The following is a 16,725-nucleotide window of genomic DNA, read 5'->3' on the forward strand; positions in this document are numbered from 1 at the left end:
GGACGATGTACGCCGGGACGATCCGGCACCGGCGTTTCGCCGTCGCAAAACACGAGTTCCGCCACCGGATCGCCTTCGCCTACGTCGACCTCGACGCCCTGCCGGAGCGCTTCGGCGTCGACGCGCCGATCGCCTCGGTCACGCACCTGGCGATGCCGCGCTCGCTCGGCGTCGGCTTCAACCCGGTGTCCTTCTACTACTGCTTCGACGACGCAGGCGAGCTCACCCACGTCGTCGCCGAGGTGACCAACACGCCCTGGGGCGAGCGGCACGCGTACGTCCTTCCCCACGGCCAAGGCCACCCCGAGAAGGCGCTGCACGTGTCCCCCTTCATGGCGATGGACCACGAGTACGCGGTCCGGGCGACGGTCCCGGGCGAGACCCTCTCGGTGCACATCGAGAGCCGCCGCGCGGGGGAGCTCGCCTTCGACGCCACGCTCAACTTGAGGCGGCGGCCGTACAGCCGCCGCCTCCTCGTCGGCGCCTCGATCCGCACTCTGACCCTGATCTACGCCCACGCGGTCGCGCTCAAGCTCAAGGGCGCGCCGTACTTCCCGCATCCGGAGGCCTCGTGAAGCCGTTCGCCCACGCCCTTGCGACCGCCCTGCTCGAGCGCATCGAGGACGGCCAGTTGACCGTCGTCGAGGACGGCATCCGCCGCACGTACGGCGCCGGCCCGCCGCAGGCGACCGTGGTCGTGCGCGACCCGCGCACGTGGGCGGCGCTGCGCAAGGGCGGGAAGGGCCTCGCGGAGTCCTACGTCGACGGCTGGTGGGACTCGCCCGACGTGACCGCAGTGATCGAGGTCGCCGCCCGCAACCTCGGGGGCATCGACGCGCTGCGCCGCCGGCTCACGCCCGTGCGCGAGCCGTGGCAGCGCGCCCGCGCGTTCCTGCGCCGCAACACCCCGCACCGTTCGCGCGACGACATCGCCGCCCACTACGACCTCGGCAACGACCTCTTCGAGCTGATGCTCGACGAGACGATGATGTACTCGTCGGCGATCTTCGCCCGCCGCGACCAGCCGCTGGAGGAAGCGTCGCGCGCGAAGCTCGACCGGATCTGCGACAAGCTCGACCTGCAGCCGTCCGACCACGTGCTCGAGATCGGCACCGGGTGGGGTGGCTTCGCCGTGCACGCGGCGCGGACCCGCGGGTGCCGGGTGACGACCACCACGCTCTCGCGCGAGCAGCGCGAGCTGGCGCTCGAGCGCGTGCGCGCCGCGGGCCTCGAAGGCCAGGTCACGGTCCTGCTCGACGACTACCGCGAGCTCACCGGCGTGTACGACAAGCTCGTCTCGATCGAGATGATCGAGGCCGTCGGCTGGAAGGACTTCGGGACGTTCTTCGACCGCTGCGCCGCGCGACTGCGCCCCGACGGCGTGATGGCGCTGCAGGCGATCACGATCGACGACCGCCTCTACGACGTGGAGAAGGCGCAGCGCTCGTTCATGAACTCGCTGATCTTCCCGAACGGGTGCCTGCCGTCGGTCGAGGTGATCGCGCGCAGCGTCGCGCGTCATTCTGATCTGCGGATGGTCGACCTCGAGGACATCACCCCGCACTACGCGGAGACGCTGCGGCGCTGGCGGGCGAACGTCGAGGCGCACGCTCCCAAACTCGCCCAGCTCGGCTACGACGAGCGCTTCCAACGGCTCTGGACGCTCTACCTCAGCTTCTGCGAGGCGGGCTTCACCGAACGCCGCATCGGCAGCGTGCAGATCGTGCTCGCCAAGCCGCGCTGGCGCGGGCGCCTGGCCACCGCCGAAGCGTCTGTGGCGCCGTCGGCCGTCTCGGGGGTCGGGGCATGAGGCCCGCGGCCGTGGCGGTGCTCGGGCTCCGCGTCGCCTACGGCGCGGCGCTGGTCCTCGCACCCGAGAAGGTCACCCGTTCGTGGCTAGGCCCGATCGGCGATCCGGCCAAGGTCGCCCTGCGCGGGATCGGCGGCCGTGAGATCGCCGTGCATGGCCTGGCGATCGCCGCCGCCGTGCGCGGGAAGCCGCTCGCGCCGTGGCTGCTGGCCAGCATCGCGGGCGATCTCAATGACATCGCGGCGACGTTCGCGGGGCGGCGGGGCATCCCGGACGGCGCGCCGGCCAAGACCGCGATCGTCGCGGGCGGCTCCGCCGCGCTGACGGCTGCCATCCTCGCCGCCGAGCGATGAGACACGGCACACCCGCCATGCCCGTGCGCCGCCCGCGGGGCTCGTGATCGCCTATACGCGCACCGGCAGCGGCGAGCCGCTCGTGCTGCTGCACGCGCTCGGCACCGACCGGCACATGTGGGATCCGGTGATCGAGCGCCTGAGCGCCGAGCGGGAGGTCTACGCCGTCGACATGCCGGGGTTCGGCGAGTCCGCGCCCATCGAGCCGTCGGCCCCGGCCGACCTCGCCCGCGCCGTCCACGAAGGCCTCGGCCTCGACCGCCCGCACGTGGCCGGGAACTCGCTCGGCGGGTGGGTGGCGCTCGAGCTCGCGCTCGCCGGCCACGCACGCAGCGTCACCGCAATCGCACCGGCGGGGATGTGGGAGCGGCCGCTGCAGCCCAAACGCGCCGCCGCGCGGCAGCTCGCCCGCGCCCTGCGGCCGGCGCTGCCGACGCTCCTTCGGAGCGAGCGCGGCCGCCGGCTCGCGCTCGGCGGCACGATCGCGCGCCCCGAGCGGGTGCCGTACGCGGCGGCGCTGCAGCTCGTGCGCGCTTACGCGAACGCGCCCGGCTTCGACGCCGCCAACGCGGCGATGCGCGCCGGCCACTTCCCGCGGCTAGCCGAGATCGACGTCCCGCTCACGCTCGCGTGGCCCGAGCACGACCGGCTCGTCGGCCGGCCCCGCTCCGTTCCCGCCGTCGCGCACGAATTTCGCCTCCGCGGGTGCGGGCACATGCCCACCTGGGACGATCCCGAGCTCGTCGCGGACGTGCTGCTGGCGGGCAGCACGCTCACGCCAGGCGACGTTGAACTCGCCGCCGAGCAGGATCGCGATGCTGGCTAGGTAGGCCCAGATCACCGTCGCCACGACGGCGTTGACGGCCTGGCCGATCAGCTCGACGTTCGCGTCCCCGCTGGCGACGCCGAGCGAGTCGCGCATCCCGGCGGTCAGCCGGAACGCCGCGGCGGCGATGATCCACAGCGCCGCGCCGACGATCGCACCCGGCAGGCACTCGCGGGCGCAGTGCTTGACGTTCGGGCTGTAGCGGTAGAGGAAGACCAGGAACGCGACGACCATCAGCAGCAGGAGCGGCCAGCGCAGGAGCGACCAGGCGAACGCGTACTCGTCGCTGAGGCCGATCCGGCGGGCGAGGCCGCCGTCGGGATCGCCGAGCGGTCCGGTGACCATCAGCTCGACGCTGGCCGCCACGAGGCCGACGGAGATCAGGGCGAACGCGAGCGCGATGAAGCGCTGGATCACGGTCGTGCGCCCGTGCTCGACGTGGTAGACGTGGTCGAGCGCGTGCGCGGTCGACATGAACAGGTGGCTGGAGAGCCACCAGGCGACCAGCAGGCCGATCGCCGCGACGCCGCCGCGCGGCTGCGCGAGTTGCGCGTGCACGAACGGCGCGATCACCTTGTCGGCCAGCTCCGGCCCCATCAGCGTGCGCACGGCCTCGACCGAGGCGTTCTCGGCCTTGGCCACCGTGCCGGAGCCGATCACCCCTTCGCTCAACCCGAGCGCGGAGCCGACCGCGACCGTCGAGGGCACGAGCGTCAGGACGGCGAAGAACGCCATCTCGGCGGCATGGCCGGTGGTGCGGTGGGCTTTGGCGGCGAGGCCGGCCCGGACCGCGACCGACCACGCCTTGTCGTCGTTCACGTCGACGTTGGGAACGTGCACGCGAATCTCTCCTCTGGCGTGAGAGGAGTATCGCGCACTTTGTGACGTTTGCTACGCCACGATCGCGTCGATCGTCACCGCGCCGCGGGCACGGGCCACCGAGACTCGGTGGTGCCCGTCGCGGATCGCGTACTCGTCGCCGACCTGGACGACCTCGATCGGGCCGAGGCCGGGTCCCGTGTGCTCGGCGACCCAGACGCGCAGCCAGCGGTTCCGCATCCTCGAGGTCGGCCGGAACTCCGAGTCGAACTCGCGGGCGCGGCCCGGCTCGAGCGTGCCGGTGATGGCCTCGAGCGGGATCTCGCGCACCTTGCCGCCGCCGGAGCGGGTCGCGACCGGGTCGTCGTGGACGAGCAACTGCGCGCACTCCGCGCAGCGGCGCATCAGGATGCGGACCAGCGAGGCGCGCCGGCGCCGGCTCACGGCCTGGCCGAAGCGCTTCTCGCCCTCCATGTGGCTCAACGCGACGTGGTGGTGCGAGTACATGTCTATGAGAGTCGCAACGGTCTCCGTTTGATGCAGTGGGGTCTGCACGCGGTGGTGCGTGCGGTTTCCCGGCCTGCTACTGGTTCAGAGGTGAGTGAACGAACAGTGCGCGTGACCGTGTGGGGTGAGAATCTCCACGAGCGCGAAGAGCCCGCTGTGCAGGCGATTTACCCGGACGGGATGCACAGCGCGATCGCGGCGGGGCTCACCGAGTCACTCGGCGGGCGGGTCGAGGTTCGAACCGCGACGCTCGAGCAGCCGGAGCATGGTCTGACTCAAGACGTCCTCGACGCGACGGACGTGTTGACGTGGTGGGGGCACAAGGCGCACGAGCAGGTGGCCGACGAGGTCGTGGCGCGCGTGCAGCAGGCGGTGCTGGGCGGCATGGGGCTGCTGGTGCTGCACTCCGGCCACTACTCGAAGATCTTCCGCGCGTTGCTCGGGACGCCGTGCGACCTGCGCTGGCGCAACGACGGTGAGCGCGAACTGGTGTGGACGGTCGAGCCGTCGCACCCGATCGCGGCGGGCGTGCCGAACCCGATCGAGATCGAGGCGCAGGAGATGTACGGCGAGCCGTTCGCGATCCCGCGGCCGGACGAGCTGATCTTCATCTCGTCGTTCGCCGGGGGTGAAGTGTTCCGCGGCGGGTGCACGTGGGTGCGGGGCGCGGGGCGGATCTTCTACTTCAGCCCGGGCGACCAGGAGTACCCCGTCTACCACCACCCGGACGTGCGGCGGGTGCTCGCGAACGGCGTCCTGTGGGCGGCGCCGCGGCTGCGCTCGGCACCCGCCGGCTCGCCGGAGTCGGCGGTGGGATGGTGGAAGTGAAGGTCGGCGTCGTCGGGGTCGGCTGGGCCGGCCAGCAGCACATCAAGGCGTATGCGGCGATGGAGGGCGTCTCGCTGATCGGCATCGCCGGCCTGGAGGAGGAGACCCGCGAGGAGCTCGCGGCGGAGTTCTCCGTGCCGCACTCCGTGGCGCGCTGGGAGGACCTGCTCGAAGTCGACGGGCTGGAGGCGATCAGCGTCGCGGTGCCGACGTTCCTGCACGCCCCGATCGCGATCGCCGCCCTCCAGCGCGGCATCCACGTCCTGTCGGAGAAGCCGATCGCGCTGGACGGCGCGCAGGCCGCGACGATGGTGGCGGCCGCGCGGGATGCCGGCAGGGTCCTGCAGGTCGCGTTCAACCATCGCCGCCGCGGGGACGTCAAGAAGCTGCGCTCGCTGATCGAGGAAGGGCGGCTCGGGCGGCCCTACTACACGAAGGCGTGGTGGCTGCGGCGCACCGGGATCCCGACGCTCGGCTCCTGGTTCACGCAGTCCTCGCTCGCGGGCGGCGGGCCGCTCGTGGACATCGGCGTGCACGTGCTCGACTACGCGCTCTTCCTGCTCGGCAACCCGTCGGTCAAGTCCGTGTCGGCGTCGACCTACGACCTGCTCGGCACGAACGGCTTCGGCGGGTCTCCTGAGTCCTCGAAGTCGGGCGCCGGCGGCGACTTCGACGTCGAGGATCTCGCGACGGTCTTCATGCGGCTCGACGACGGCGGGACGTTGCTGCTCGAGGCGTCGTGGGCGATGCACCGCGCGGACGGAGACCAGTTCGGCGCGACCGTGTACGGCACCGAGGGCGGCGCCGAGTGGTCCGTCGACGACTACGTGCCGGTCGGCTCCTTGAAGCTGTTCGGGGACATCGACGGGCGGGCAACGGCGCAGTCGTTCCGGGCCGACGTCGGCGGTGCGCACGCGGAGGTCGTCGCGGACTTCGTCGCGGTCGTCCGCTCGGGCGAGTGGGCGGGGCATGACGGAAGCGCCGCGGCGGCGCTCGCGCGGGTCGTCGACGCCGCGTACCTGTCCGCCCGCGAGCAGCGCGAGGTGGCGTTGTGAGGTTCGTCGTCCTTGGGGCGGGCGCGATCGGCGGGGCGCTCGGCGGCGGCCTGCACCGGGCGGGCCACGACGTGCTGATGCTCGCGCGCGGGGCGTCGGCGGACGTGCTGCGCTCGGCCGGGCTGACGCTGCAGACGCCGGACGCGGACGAGGTCCTGCACGTGCCGGTCGGCTCGGTCGAGGACGTGCGCGACGGCGACGTGGTGATCCTGGCGGTCAAGTCGCAGGACACCGCTGCGGCGCTGGACTCGCTGGCGGGGCGCGACGTGACGATCGTGTGCGCGCAGAACGGCGTCGCGAACGAGGCCGAGGCCCTGCGCCGCTTCGATCGCGTCTACGGCGTCTTCGTGTGGCTGCCGGCGCAGCACCTCGAGCCGGGCGTCGTGCAGATCTACTGCGCGCCGGTGATCGGCACGCTCGCCGTCGGACGCTTTCCGGCGGGTACGGACGACCTCACGGCCGAGTTGGCCCGCGTCTTCACCGACGCCGGCTGCGACGTCCACGTCTCGGACGACATCATGCGGCTCAAGCGCGGCAAGCTGCTCGGCAACCTGATCAACAGCATCCAGGTGGTCGTCGGCGACGGCGACGAGGCCGAGGAGCTGCACGAGCTCGCGATGGACGAGGCCCGCGCCTGCTTCGCCGCCGCCGGCCTGCACTGGGAGGACGACACCCACCGGCTCGGAAACATGTCGCCGCCGCGCGAGGTCCACGGCGCCGGCCACGCGTTCTCCTCGACCTGGCAGAGCCTGCAACGCGGCGCGAGCCTCGAGACCGACTACCTCAACGGTGAGATCGTCCTGCTCGGCCGCCTCCACGGCGTCCCGACACCGGTCAACGCCGACGTCCAACGCCGCGTCGCAAACCTAAAGCCAACCTAAGGTGTCAGGCACTTCAGGTTGTCTTTAGGGGCAGTCTGGCGCGCAGCAGCGCGGCTTTTGCCGAACCATGTCTGTCCCCGGCGCGTCTGAAGCGTTCGGAGAGGCCGAGGAGGGCGGCGAAGGCGAGCTCGTGGGTGCAGTGGCGGCGCAGGCTCCAGGGGTCGGCCGTGGTGCCGTCCATCGTCGCGTCGACGAGCCAGAGGCGTTCGCCGTCGGCGAGACCCGCGTACCAGCCGGTGGGGGCGGAGAGGACGTGGACTGGGAGGCCGGCCCGGCGACCGACCTCGGCGACGACCGACGCGAGCATCAGCGGGTGTCCCGCATGGGCCTCGAGCGCCGCGTCGAACCACAGGCCGGCGACGCTCGCGCGGTCCGCGTCGAAACCCGGATCGGTGTCGAGGACGTTGGCCAGTCGCGCGGCCGCGACACGGAGATCGCCTCCGGCGAGGCCGAAGAGGGGGAGGGCGAGCTCGTCCAGGCGCTGGTCGGCGGCGTCGGCGTCGACGTCGCGGAACTCGGCCGCCAGAGCGAGCATCAGGTCGGCGATGGGCGGGCAGCCACCGCTCGCCAGGTGGGTGAAGCCATCCATTTCCGACCAAACGTATCAGGATTTATTAGGTCGCCCTAACACGCGGTGGCCGGATAGCTTGCGCGCGTGCTCCGAGGTCTGGTCGTTCTCGTCGTGCTGCTCGTCGCCGCGCCCGCGGCGCGTGCGGACACGATCGTCTTCCGGCGCGGCTCGGACGTCTGGCGGATGTCCCCGGATGGGAGCGGCCAGACGAAGCTCACTCCGAGCGAGCGGCGGTACGAGTGGCCGTCGGCCGCCGACGACGGCACGCTGGTCGCCTCCGACGAGACCGGGCGCCTGTGGCGGATGACGCTCGACGGCGTCGCCCTCGGCGGGCCGATCCCCACCGCCGCGACCTTCGCCACCGACGACGCGCCCGCCGAGACACCCACCCACGTCCGCATCTCGCCCGACGCCACGAAGATCGCCTACGACCAGGTGATCGACGGCGACCCGACGACACTCTGGACGCCCGCGACGGCCACCGGCCTCGACTTCCCCGGCCAGGAGGACGGGCAGGCGTTCCTCGTGGACCCGTCGTGGATCGGCAGCGGCGCGCTGCTGTTGAGCCGCGACGTCGCGTCGCAGGATCCCGGCGCGACGTTCTCGCGCTACGCCCTCGGCCCGGACGACAGCGAGGAGCCGTGGTTCAGTGACGGCGCCGCCACATGGGCGACCGGCTTCGATGCCGCCGCGTCACGCGACGGGAGCCGCATCGCGGTGCTCGAGGACGACGCCGCCGACAACGACGGAACGCCCACGCGCGTCGTCCTGCGGCTGTTCGCCGGCCCGGAGCCGACCTTCCGTTGCGAGCTCGGACTCACCGCGACCGACGACGTCGAGTCCATCAGTCCCACGTTCTCGCCCGACGGCACCCGCCTCGCCTGGGCCGAGCCCGACGGCATCCACGTCGCCACGCTCGGCGCCCTCACCGACTGTGCCGCGATCCGCGAGCAGGTCGTGACCCTCCCGGGCGCCTGGGAGCCCTACTGGACGCCCGCGACCCCCGCCGCGGCCCGCCCCGGCGCGCCCACGACGACCACGCCCGCGCCGTTGACGCTCGACGTGAAGACTCGGGCGAGGCCGCACCGTTCGACCCTGCGCAAGCGCGGCCTGCGCGTCCGGGTCACGGTCAGCGCGCCGACCACCGTCCGCCTCTCCGTCAAGGTCGCCGGAACGAAGCGGTTCGCGGCCGTCACGACCCGCAAGCTCGACAACGCGGGCACGACGACCATCACGGTGCGGCTGCGGAGCGGGGCGCTGCGCGCGGCGACGCGACTCGTGCTGCACGTGAGCGCGCCCGGCGCCACGCCAGTAGATAAAGGGGTCAGGCCCCTTTAGGTTTTTACGTTCAAAGTGACGTCTCGCGGTCCCGGGCCCCATGTGTCCGGGAGCTTGAAGCCGTCCTGCAACGGGTCGGTGGGGTCGAGGACGAGCTGGTGGAAGCCGGTGATCCAGGCGCGGCCGGTGATCGCCGGGACGATCGCGTCGACGTCGCCCACCCGCGTGCGTCCCACGATCCGGCCGGTGAAGCGGGTGTCGATCACGCTCTCGGCCACGTAGCGCTCGCCCAGCGTCCCGCGCCGGTCGAGCACGGCGAGCCTCGCCGACGTCGCGGTGCCCGTGGGCGCGCGGTCGAGGCGGCCGGGGGAGACGACGGTCGCGTGGCGGGCGTCGCCACCCACCCGCGGCGGGGCGACGAAGACCACGAACGACAGGTACGACAACGCGGGCTCGAGCGGGTGGACGATCGAGAGCTGCTCGGCGGCGTGCGGGCGGATGCGCTCGCCCAGCTCCGCCAGCGCGCGGGCCTCATCCGGCACGATGTCGAACCCGAGCGCGGCCGCGTCCACGAACGCGCACCAGGCGCCGCCGTAGGAGACGTCCACGCGCAGCGTCTCCACGTCAGGCACCTCGACGACGGCATCGAGAGCCGTGCAGAACGACGGGACGTTCTCGAACGTGATCGGGCCGACGACCCCGTCCGCCACCTCCGCCGACACCCGCACGAGCCCCGCGGGCGCCTCCAACACCATCGACGTCACAGGCTCGACCAGCTCGACCATGCCCGTCTCGAGCAGCACCGCGGCCGTGTTGATCGTGTTCGTCCCCGACATCCCCTCGTAGGACGAGGACTCCATGATGATGAAGCCGGCGTCGGCCTCGGGGTGCGCGGAGGGCAGCACGAGGTCGGCGGACAGCGGCGCGGACCCGCGCGGCTCGAAGAGGCAGAGCCGCCGGAGCCAGTCGCCCTCGCGCTCGAGCCACAGCGCCTTCTCCAGCATCGTGGTGCCCGGGACGTCGAGGACGCCGCCCACGACGATGCGGCTCTGCTCGCCCTCGGCATGGGCGTCGACGCAGTGGATGACCCTGGCGGTGCGCATCCGTGGCACGCTACCGGGCGATGCTGGAGGGGAAGATCGCGATCGTGACGGGCGCGGGGTCGGGGATCGGCCGCGCGACCGCGCGCCGGTTCGCGCGCGACGGAGCGACGGTGATCGCCGCCGACGTCGACCTGGACGCGGCGCGCGAGACGTGCGCCGGGCTGGAGCAGGCCACCCCTGCACGCGCCGACGTGACCGATCGGGCCGACGTGGAGCGGCTCGTCGCGCCCCACGAGCGCATCGACGTCTACTTCAACAACGCCGGCGTGCCCGCCCGCATCCGGCCGCTGGCCGAGCTCACCCGCGAGGAGTGGGACCGGACGCTGGACGTGAACCTGACGGCGCTGTTCGTCGCCGCCCAGGTCGTCGCGCCACGACTGAAGGGCGGCGTGCTGCTCGTCACCGCCTCGATCATCGCCAACCGCCCGCGCCCCGGCCTTGCGGCGTACGTGGCGTCCAAGGCCGGCGTCGTCGGGCTCGCGAAGGCCCTCGCCGTCGAGCTCGCGCCCGAGGTGCGCGTCAACGTGATCAATCCCGGCCCCGCCAACACGCCGATGCTCGACCGGTTCGGCTTCGGCACCGACCCCGCCCAGGCGCTCCCGCTCAAGCGCCTGATCGAGCCCGAGGACATCGCCGGCGCCGCCGCCTACCTCGCCTCCGACGACGCCAGGGCGATCACCGGCGCGGTCTTCAACGTCGACGCGGGGCGCGACCTGTGAGCTCCTTCATGGCGGTCGATCCCTCGACCGGGCACGAGTTCGCTCAGCTCCCCGAGACGAGCGACGAGCTGCTGCACGAGATGGTCGAGGACGCCCACCGCGCGCTGAACGTCGAGCATGACTGGCGAACGCCGAGCGTCCGCGCGAGCGCATTGACGCGGCTCGCCCGCCGGATCGAGGCCGAGGAGCGCACGCTCGCCGAGTTCGAGACCCGCGACACCGGCAAGCCGCTCAAGCAGTCCAAGGCCGACATCGCCGCCACCGCCCGCTACCTCGACTACTACGCGGGCTCGATCGAGCGCCTCGAAGGCCGCCAGATCCCCCTCGGCCCCGACGTCCTCGACTACACGGTGCGCGAGCCGTGGGGCGTGTGCGCGCAGATCATCCCGTTCAACTACCCGCTCCAGGTCACCGCCCGCTGCGCCGCGCCCGCCCTGGCGGCGGGGAACGCGGTGATCGTCAAGCCGTCCGAGCTGGCGTCCGTGACGCCGCTGCGCTTCGCCGAGTTCGCGCTGGAGGCGGGCGTGCCGCGCGGGCTGATCCAGGTCGCGACCGGCGACGGCGCGACCGGCGCCGCGCTCGTCTCCCACCCCGGGGTCGACCACGTCACGTTCGTCGGCAGCGCCGCCACCGGCTCCAAGGTCGCCGAGGCCTGCGCACGGCGGCTCGTCCCGATCGAGCTCGAGCTCGGCGGCAAGTCGCCCAACGTCGTCTTCGCCGATGCCGACCTCGAGAACGCCGTCCCGGCGATCGTGAACGCCCTGATCCAGAACGCGGGCCAGAGCTGTTCCGCCGGGACGCGGCTGCTGGTCGAGCGAAGCGCCTTCGACGCCGTCACGACGGCCGTCGCCGCCGCGCTCGACAAGGTCACGATCGCCCCCGGCATCGAGGACAAGGACCTCGGCCCACTGATCTCCGAGCGCCAGCTCAACCGCGCGCTCAGCCTGCTCGACGCCGCCCGCGAGCAAGGCGCCGACGTCCGCGGCGGTGAGCATCGCGGCGGCCTCTTCCTCACGCCCGCGCTGGTCACCAGCGTCACGCCGGACATGGAGATCGTCCAGGAGGAGGTCTTCGGTCCCGTGCTCACCGCGAGCGCGTTCGACGACGACCGCGACGCGATCGCCCAGGCCAACGCCACGCCGTACGGGCTCGTGGCGGGCGTGTGGACGCGCGACCTCAGCCGCGCGCACCGCGTCGCCGCCGGGATCAAGGCCGGCCAGGTGTTCGTCAACCGCTACGGGGTCGGCGGCGGCGTCGAGCTGCCGTTCGGCGGCATGAAGCGCTCCGGCATCGGGCGCGGCAAGGGCATCGAAGCGCTGCTCGCCTACTCGCAGATCAAGAACGTGTGCATCGGCCTATGAACGTCGTCGACGCCGTCGACGAGCTCACGGACGAGCTGATCGCGCTCCTCCAGGCGCTGATCCGGATCCCGACGGTCAACCCGCCCGGGAACGCGTACGACGACTTCGTCACGGCGTTCCGCGCAACGCTGGACGGCTACGGCTACACCACCGAGGTCCACACGGTGCCGGACGAGGACCTCGCGACGCTCGCCCCGCTGGGAGAGGGCCTCCCGCGCCCCAATCTGATCGGCACACTCACCCGCGGCAGTGGCCCGACCGTCCACCTCAACGGCCACTACGACGTCGTCCCGGTCGGCAACGACTGGACCCGCGACCCGTTCGGCGGCGAGCTGATCGACGGCTGGATCCACGGCCGCGGCGCCGCCGACATGAAGAGCGGCCTGGCGGCGCAGGTGATCGCCGCCGAGGCGGTGCGCCGCGCCGGGTTCAGCGGGACGATCGTGCAGAGCGCGGTCCCCGACGAGGAGACCGTCGGCGTGCGCAACGCCGGCATGGGCTGGCTGGTCGAGCAGGGCCTCGTCAAGGCCGACGCGCTGATCATCACCGAGCCGTTCGGCCCGCACGGCGTCGGCATCGGCCACAAGGGCGCGATCTGGGGCGAGATCACGATCCACGGCAAGCAGGCGCACGGGTCGAGCCCGCGGCTGGGCGTCAACGCGATCGAGGCGATGGCGCGTTACCTGGCGGCGATCGACCGCGACCTGCGCCCGAAGCTCGACGAGCGCACCACGACCTACGGCGTGACGCCGGACGAGCCTCGCGCGACGCTCTCCTTCGACACGATCGCCGGCGGCGCGGCGACGAACATCGTCCCGGACCGCTGCACCGTGACCTTCAACCGCCGGCTCGTCCCCGGTGAGGACCTCGACGAAGCGCGGCAAGAGCTGCTCGCGCCCCTCCAGGACCAGCACTACGACTACCGCGAGTTCTATTCGACCGAGCCCGTCCTGGTCTCACCCGAGGAGCCGGTCGTCCAGGCCGCGCTGAACGCCGTACGACAGCTCGGCCTGACGCCTCAGCTCCTGATCTCCGCCGGCAGCGACGACCAGCGCTTCGTGGTCAACGGGGCCGGGATCACCAACTCGGTGATCTACGGCCCCGGCACCACGGCGCTGTCGCACATCTCCGACGAGCGCATCTCGGTCGAGGACCTCGTGCTCGGCACCAAGGGCCTCGCGCTGATCCTAAGCGCCGAACTCGCTCGGGTCTGACACACCCTCCTCGAGCCACGTGTAGCGGCCGTCGAGCAGGTTCATCGCGGTCTTGTAGCCCTGGTCGTCGTCGTTGGACCAGAGGTCGTGGAAGAGGCCGTCGGCGCGGCGGCGGGCCTGGGCGCAGAACATGTCCGCCAGCTCACGGGCCGACTCGGCTCGCTCCGGGGACTCCTGGGCGATCGTGTCCGCGTAGACGACCGCCGCGGAGATCGCGAACAGCTCGGCGCCGATGTCGACGATCCTGCCGAGGAACGACTGGCGCTGCTCGAGCTTGGCCTGCCAGCGGCCCATCGCGTAGAACGTCGAGCGGGCGAGCTTGCGCGACGAGCGCTCGGCGTAGCGCAGGTGCGAGGCGAGCGGGCCGAACTCGTCGAAGGCATGCGGCTTGTTGCCGTCGCCCACGGCCAGCTTCGGCAGCCACTTGCCGTAGAAGGCCCCGGCGGCGACGGCGCTCTTGGCCTTCTCGCCCAAGGGCGTGTCGGCCTCGAGGATGTCGCCCGCGACCTGCAGGTGCTGGTCGACGGCCTCGCGCGCGATCAGCAGGTGCATGATCTCGGTCGAGCCCTCGAAGATGCGGTTGATGCGCATGTCGCGCAGCGCCTGCTCGACGCCGATCGGCTTCTCGCCGCGGGCCTTCAGCGACTCGGCGGTCTCGTAGCCGCGGCCACCGCGGACCTGGACGAGCTCGTCGAGCACCTTCCAGCCGAGCTCGGAGCCGTACAGCTTGGCGATCGCGGCCTCGATCCGGACGTCGTTGCGCTTCTCGTCGGCCAGGCGCGAGGCGACGTCGAGCATCGCCTCCAGGCCGAAGGCGCTGGCCGCGATGAACGCGTTCTTCTGCGCGACGGCGTCGTGCTTGCCCACCGGGCGTCCCCACTGGACGCGCTCGGAGGACCACTCGCGCGCGATCTTCGTCGCCCACTTGGACTGCCCGACGCAGATCGCGGGCAGCGCCAGCCGCCCGGTGTTCAGGGTCGACAGGGCGATCTTGAGCCCCATGCCCTCCTTGCCGATCAGGTTGCCCGCAGGCACGAAGACGTTCTCGAGCTTGGTCACCGAGTTCTCGATGCCCCGCAGGCCCATGAACTGGTTGCGGTGGGTGACGCTGACGCCCTCGGACTTGTACTCCAGGACGAACGCGCTGATCCCGCCGCGGTGGCCTTCGGACTTCGGCACCCGCGCCATCACGACGACGATGTCGGCGATCACGCCGTTCGTCGCCCACAGCTTGGTCCCGTTGAGCACGTAGCCGCCGTCCACCGGCTCCGCGGACGTCGCCACGCGCGCGGGGTCGGAGCCGACGTCCGGCTCGGTCAGCAGGAAGGCGGAGATGTCCGTCCGGGCGACGCGCGGGAGCCACTCGCGCTTCTGCTCATCCGTGCCGAACATCCGCAGCGGCTCGGCGACGCCGATCGACTGGTGCGCGGACACGAGCGCGCCGAGCGCGCCATGCCACGTGCCGATCATCGTCAGCGCGCGGTTGTAGTAGACCTGCGAGAGCCCGAGCCCGTCGTACTCCGGCGCGACCTTCATGCCCATCGCGCCGATCCGCTTGAGCCCGGCGACGACCTCGTCCGGGATCTTCGCGTCGCGCTCGATCTTCAGCGGGTCGACCTCGGTCTCGAGGAACTGCCGCAACGTGGCGAGGAAGCGCTCGCCCTTCTCGACGGCCTCGGCGTCCAGCCGCGGCTGCGGATGGATCAGGTCGAGGCGGAAGTTGCCGAGGAAGAGCTCCTTGCCGAAACTCGGCAGCGTCCAATCCTGCTCGCGCGCGGCCTCCGCGACCTGCCTTGCTTCCTGCTCCGTGACATTCGTGGTGGCCATGACCTACTCCCAGGCGTAGTTTCAGCGTATGTCGCACATATCATCCCGTTCACGGGTGCTGGCCGTCGCGGTCACGGCACTCGCGAGCTGGGGCGCCCCGGAGCTGGCCGCGGCGCATCCTGATCCCGCCACGCCCGGGGCTCCGAGCGTCGGCGACCGCCTCTTCCCGGGTCTGGGGAACGGCGGGTACGACGTCGAGCATTACACGCTCGACTTCACGTACGCCAGCGCCGCCTCTGTGCAATCCGTCGCAGCCAGGGCGACGATCGAGGCTCGCGCGACACAGGCGCTCTCGCGGTTCGATCTCGACTTCGACGGCGATTCCGTCCAGGGGGTGAGCGTCAACGGGCGGACGGCGGCGTTCGCCCGCTCGGGCGAGGAGCTCGTCGTCACGCCGAGGTCCTCGCTGCCCGACCATCGCGACTTCACGGTCGAGGTCGCCTACACCTCGGGGCCACGTGACATCCCGCCGGACGCGGACCTCAACACCGTGTTGGGCACCGCCTGGTTCGCAACCCCTTCAGGCTCGATCACGGCGGCGCAGCCGAGCCGCGCGCACCGCATCTTCCCGTCCAACGACCACCCGTCCGACAAGGCCTCCTTCACGATCCGCGCCGACACCCCCGCGGGCTCGGACTTCACCGCCAACGGCGAGCTCGTGGCCAAGACGACCCGCGCCGGCCGCACCCGCTGGACCTACGAGGAGCGCGAGCCGATGGCGACCGAGCTGATCCAGCTCGCGTTCGGGAACCACACGCTGAAGGTGCGCGGCTTCCACCGCGGGATCTTCATCCGCGACCTGGCGCCGACCGCCGAGCTCGACGCGCTCGAGCCCGCCTACTCGCGCGAGCTCGACCACCTCGACTGGATGATCGCCCGCGTCGGCCGCTACCCGTTCCGCTCCTACGGCACGTTCGCGTCCGACGCGACGTTCCCGTTCGCGCTCGAGACCCAGACGCTCTCGCTCTACCCGGACTTCCTGTTCCTGCCGCCGTTCCCGGCCGCGATCTATGAACCGATCATGGTCCACGAGCTGGCGCACATGTGGTTCGGCGACGACGTCGCGCCCGCGCGCTGGAGCGACGTGTGGCTCAACGAGGGTCATGCCACCTGGTACGAGTGGAACTACGGCGACGAGTTCTTCGGAGCGAACTTCGAGGACCGCATCCACGGCGCCTACCAGGCCGGTGACCAGTTGCGCGCGCTCTACGGCCCGATCGCGCAGCCGAAGTACGGCGCCGACGACATCGCGAAGATGTTCAGCCCGAACATCTACGACAGCGGCGCGGTCGCGTTGTTCGCCCTGCGCCAGGTGATCGGCGAGCGCGCGTTCAACCTGCTCGAGCGCGCATGGGTGACACTCGGGAGCCGCCGCTCGCTGACCACGCAGGACTTCATCGCGCTGGCGTCGGTGATCGGCCATCGCGACCTGCGCTCCTTCATGAACAACTGGCTGTACTCGACCAAGACGCCGCCGATGCCGGGGCATCCGGAGTGGACGGTGGACCCGGCCGGTGCGGCCGCTCCGCTGCGGGCGGCGGCGAGCCCGGCGGAGGTGCTTCTGAAGCGCTGA

The 16,725-nt window shown here is 71.7% G+C and carries 16 protein-coding genes and 1 pseudogene; 12 read left to right on the forward strand and 5 right to left on the reverse strand.

Going from position 1 to position 16,725, the window contains the following annotated elements; all coding sequences use genetic code 11:
* Positions 1-5: 5 nt before the first annotated feature.
* Genes G569_RS0132170 through G569_RS65680 form a run of 4 tightly spaced genes read left to right on the forward strand, consistent with a single transcriptional unit; the run spans position 6 to position 2,989 of the window.
* Positions 6-575 carry a DUF1365 domain-containing protein gene (locus G569_RS0132170; protein ID WP_037500435.1) on the forward strand — a complete coding sequence of 190 codons (570 nt, stop codon included), beginning with the start codon at positions 6-8 and terminating at the stop codon, positions 573-575.
* On the forward strand, positions 572-1,810 hold the full coding sequence (locus G569_RS53360; protein ID WP_053227293.1) for an SAM-dependent methyltransferase: 1,239 nt from the start codon (positions 572-574) through the stop codon (positions 1,808-1,810). Before G569_RS0132170 ends, G569_RS53360 begins: the two co-directional genes overlap by 4 nt.
* Positions 1,807-2,163 carry a hypothetical protein gene (locus G569_RS53365; protein WP_157592459.1) on the forward strand — a complete coding sequence of 119 codons (357 nt, stop codon included), beginning with the start codon at positions 1,807-1,809 and terminating at the stop codon, positions 2,161-2,163. Before G569_RS53360 ends, G569_RS53365 begins: the two co-directional genes overlap by 4 nt.
* Positions 2,164-2,206: 43 nt before the next feature.
* Complete coding sequence (locus G569_RS65680; protein ID WP_084285885.1) at positions 2,207-2,989, forward strand: alpha/beta fold hydrolase; 783 nt, start codon at positions 2,207-2,209, stop codon at positions 2,987-2,989.
* Here the strand turns inward: G569_RS65680 and G569_RS0132185 are convergent.
* Together G569_RS0132185 and G569_RS53370 are read right to left on the reverse strand one after the other, a co-directional pair.
* Positions 2,978-3,724: pseudogene (locus G569_RS0132185) on the reverse strand (YihY/virulence factor BrkB family protein); the annotation flags it as partial. The gene G569_RS65680 and the pseudogene G569_RS0132185 sit on opposite strands and share 12 nt — an antisense overlap.
* 156 nt (positions 3,725-3,880) lie before the next feature.
* Positions 3,881-4,315, reverse strand: a complete 435-nt coding sequence (locus G569_RS53370) for a hypothetical protein (protein WP_053227295.1) — start codon at positions 4,313-4,315, stop codon at positions 3,881-3,883.
* Between the two features lie 30 nt (positions 4,316-4,345).
* On the opposite strand from G569_RS53370, the gene G569_RS53375 reads away from it, so the two are divergent.
* The 3 genes from G569_RS53375 to G569_RS53380 are packed head-to-tail and all read left to right on the forward strand — an operon-like array spanning position 4,346 to position 7,079.
* Entirely contained in the window at positions 4,346-5,143 is a 798-nt protein-coding gene (locus tag G569_RS53375) for a ThuA domain-containing protein (protein ID WP_084285886.1), read from the forward strand.
* Complete coding sequence (locus tag G569_RS0132200; protein WP_028066466.1) at positions 5,131-6,198, forward strand: Gfo/Idh/MocA family protein; 1,068 nt, start codon at positions 5,131-5,133, stop codon at positions 6,196-6,198. The genes G569_RS53375 and G569_RS0132200 overlap by 13 nt, the downstream gene beginning before the upstream one ends.
* Positions 6,195-7,079 carry a ketopantoate reductase family protein gene (locus tag G569_RS53380; RefSeq protein ID WP_053227296.1) on the forward strand — a complete coding sequence of 295 codons (885 nt, stop codon included), beginning with the start codon at positions 6,195-6,197 and terminating at the stop codon, positions 7,077-7,079. The genes G569_RS0132200 and G569_RS53380 overlap by 4 nt, the downstream gene beginning before the upstream one ends.
* A gap of 13 nt (positions 7,080-7,092) precedes the next feature.
* Here the strand turns inward: G569_RS53380 and G569_RS0132210 are convergent, their stop codons facing one another.
* On the reverse strand, positions 7,093-7,668 hold the full coding sequence (locus G569_RS0132210) for a transglutaminase family protein (RefSeq protein WP_028066467.1): 576 nt from the start codon (positions 7,666-7,668) through the stop codon (positions 7,093-7,095).
* 66 nt (positions 7,669-7,734) lie between these two features.
* On the opposite strand from G569_RS0132210, the gene G569_RS0132215 reads away from it, so the two are divergent.
* Positions 7,735-8,988, forward strand: a complete 1,254-nt coding sequence (locus G569_RS0132215) for a TolB-like translocation protein (RefSeq protein ID WP_028066468.1) — start codon at positions 7,735-7,737, stop codon at positions 8,986-8,988.
* Here the strand turns inward: G569_RS0132215 and G569_RS53385 are convergent.
* Positions 8,985-10,031, reverse strand: a complete 1,047-nt coding sequence (locus G569_RS53385) for a proline racemase family protein (protein ID WP_053227297.1) — start codon at positions 10,029-10,031, stop codon at positions 8,985-8,987. The genes G569_RS0132215 and G569_RS53385 overlap by 4 nt on opposite strands.
* Before the next feature lie 2 nt (positions 10,032-10,033).
* On the opposite strand from G569_RS53385, the gene G569_RS0132225 reads away from it, so the two are divergent.
* Genes G569_RS0132225 through G569_RS0132235 form a run of 3 tightly spaced genes read left to right on the forward strand, consistent with a single transcriptional unit; the run spans position 10,034 to position 13,325 of the window.
* On the forward strand, positions 10,034-10,750 hold the full coding sequence (locus G569_RS0132225) for an SDR family NAD(P)-dependent oxidoreductase (protein ID WP_028066469.1): 717 nt from the start codon (positions 10,034-10,036) through the stop codon (positions 10,748-10,750).
* A gap of 8 nt (positions 10,751-10,758) precedes the next feature.
* A complete protein-coding gene (locus G569_RS0132230; protein WP_037500889.1) occupies positions 10,759-12,111 on the forward strand; it encodes an aldehyde dehydrogenase family protein in 1,353 nt (450 codons plus the stop codon).
* Positions 12,108-13,325 (forward strand): M20 family metallopeptidase, encoded by a 1,218-nt coding sequence (locus G569_RS0132235; RefSeq protein ID WP_037500441.1) that lies wholly within the window; start codon positions 12,108-12,110, stop codon positions 13,323-13,325. The genes G569_RS0132230 and G569_RS0132235 overlap by 4 nt, the downstream gene beginning before the upstream one ends.
* Here G569_RS0132235 and G569_RS53390 read toward each other — a convergent pair.
* Positions 13,299-15,152 (reverse strand): acyl-CoA dehydrogenase family protein, encoded by a 1,854-nt coding sequence (locus G569_RS53390; RefSeq protein ID WP_053227298.1) that lies wholly within the window; start codon positions 15,150-15,152, stop codon positions 13,299-13,301. The two genes, G569_RS0132235 and G569_RS53390, sit on opposite strands and share 27 nt — an antisense overlap.
* Positions 15,153-15,207: 55 nt before the next feature.
* On the opposite strand from G569_RS53390, the gene G569_RS53395 reads away from it, so the two are divergent.
* The gene (locus G569_RS53395; RefSeq protein WP_053227299.1) at positions 15,208-16,725 is read left to right on the forward strand and encodes a M1 family metallopeptidase; all 1,518 of its coding nucleotides are present in this window, start codon (positions 15,208-15,210) and stop codon (positions 16,723-16,725) included.

The organism is Solirubrobacter soli DSM 22325 (genome assembly GCF_000423665.1).
GTDB classification, from domain to species: Bacteria; Actinomycetota; Thermoleophilia; order Solirubrobacterales; family Solirubrobacteraceae; genus Solirubrobacter; species Solirubrobacter soli.

Bases quoted from the DNA above. Each gene is read 5' to 3' on its own strand.
- G569_RS0132230 (WP_037500889.1), top strand. From the start codon at position 10,759: ATGGCGGTCGATCCCTCGACCGGGCACGAGTTCGCTCAGCTCCCCGAG.
- G569_RS53385 (WP_053227297.1), bottom strand. From the start codon at position 10,031: ATGCGCACCGCCAGGGTCATCCACTGCGTCGACGCCCATGCCGAGGGC.
- G569_RS53365 (WP_157592459.1), top strand. From the start codon at position 1,807: ATGAGGCCCGCGGCCGTGGCGGTGCTCGGGCTCCGCGTCGCCTACGGC.
- G569_RS0132200 (WP_028066466.1), top strand. From the start codon at position 5,131: ATGGTGGAAGTGAAGGTCGGCGTCGTCGGGGTCGGCTGGGCCGGCCAG.
- G569_RS0132210 (WP_028066467.1), bottom strand. From the start codon at position 7,668: ATGGATGGCTTCACCCACCTGGCGAGCGGTGGCTGCCCGCCCATCGCC.
- G569_RS0132170 (WP_037500435.1), top strand. From the start codon at position 6: ATGTACGCCGGGACGATCCGGCACCGGCGTTTCGCCGTCGCAAAACAC.
- G569_RS53370 (WP_053227295.1), bottom strand. From the start codon at position 4,315: ATGTACTCGCACCACCACGTCGCGTTGAGCCACATGGAGGGCGAGAAG.
- G569_RS0132235 (WP_037500441.1), top strand. From the start codon at position 12,108: ATGAACGTCGTCGACGCCGTCGACGAGCTCACGGACGAGCTGATCGCG.
- G569_RS53390 (WP_053227298.1), bottom strand. From the start codon at position 15,152: ATGGCCACCACGAATGTCACGGAGCAGGAAGCAAGGCAGGTCGCGGAG.
- G569_RS53375 (WP_084285886.1), top strand. From the start codon at position 4,346: ATGCAGTGGGGTCTGCACGCGGTGGTGCGTGCGGTTTCCCGGCCTGCT.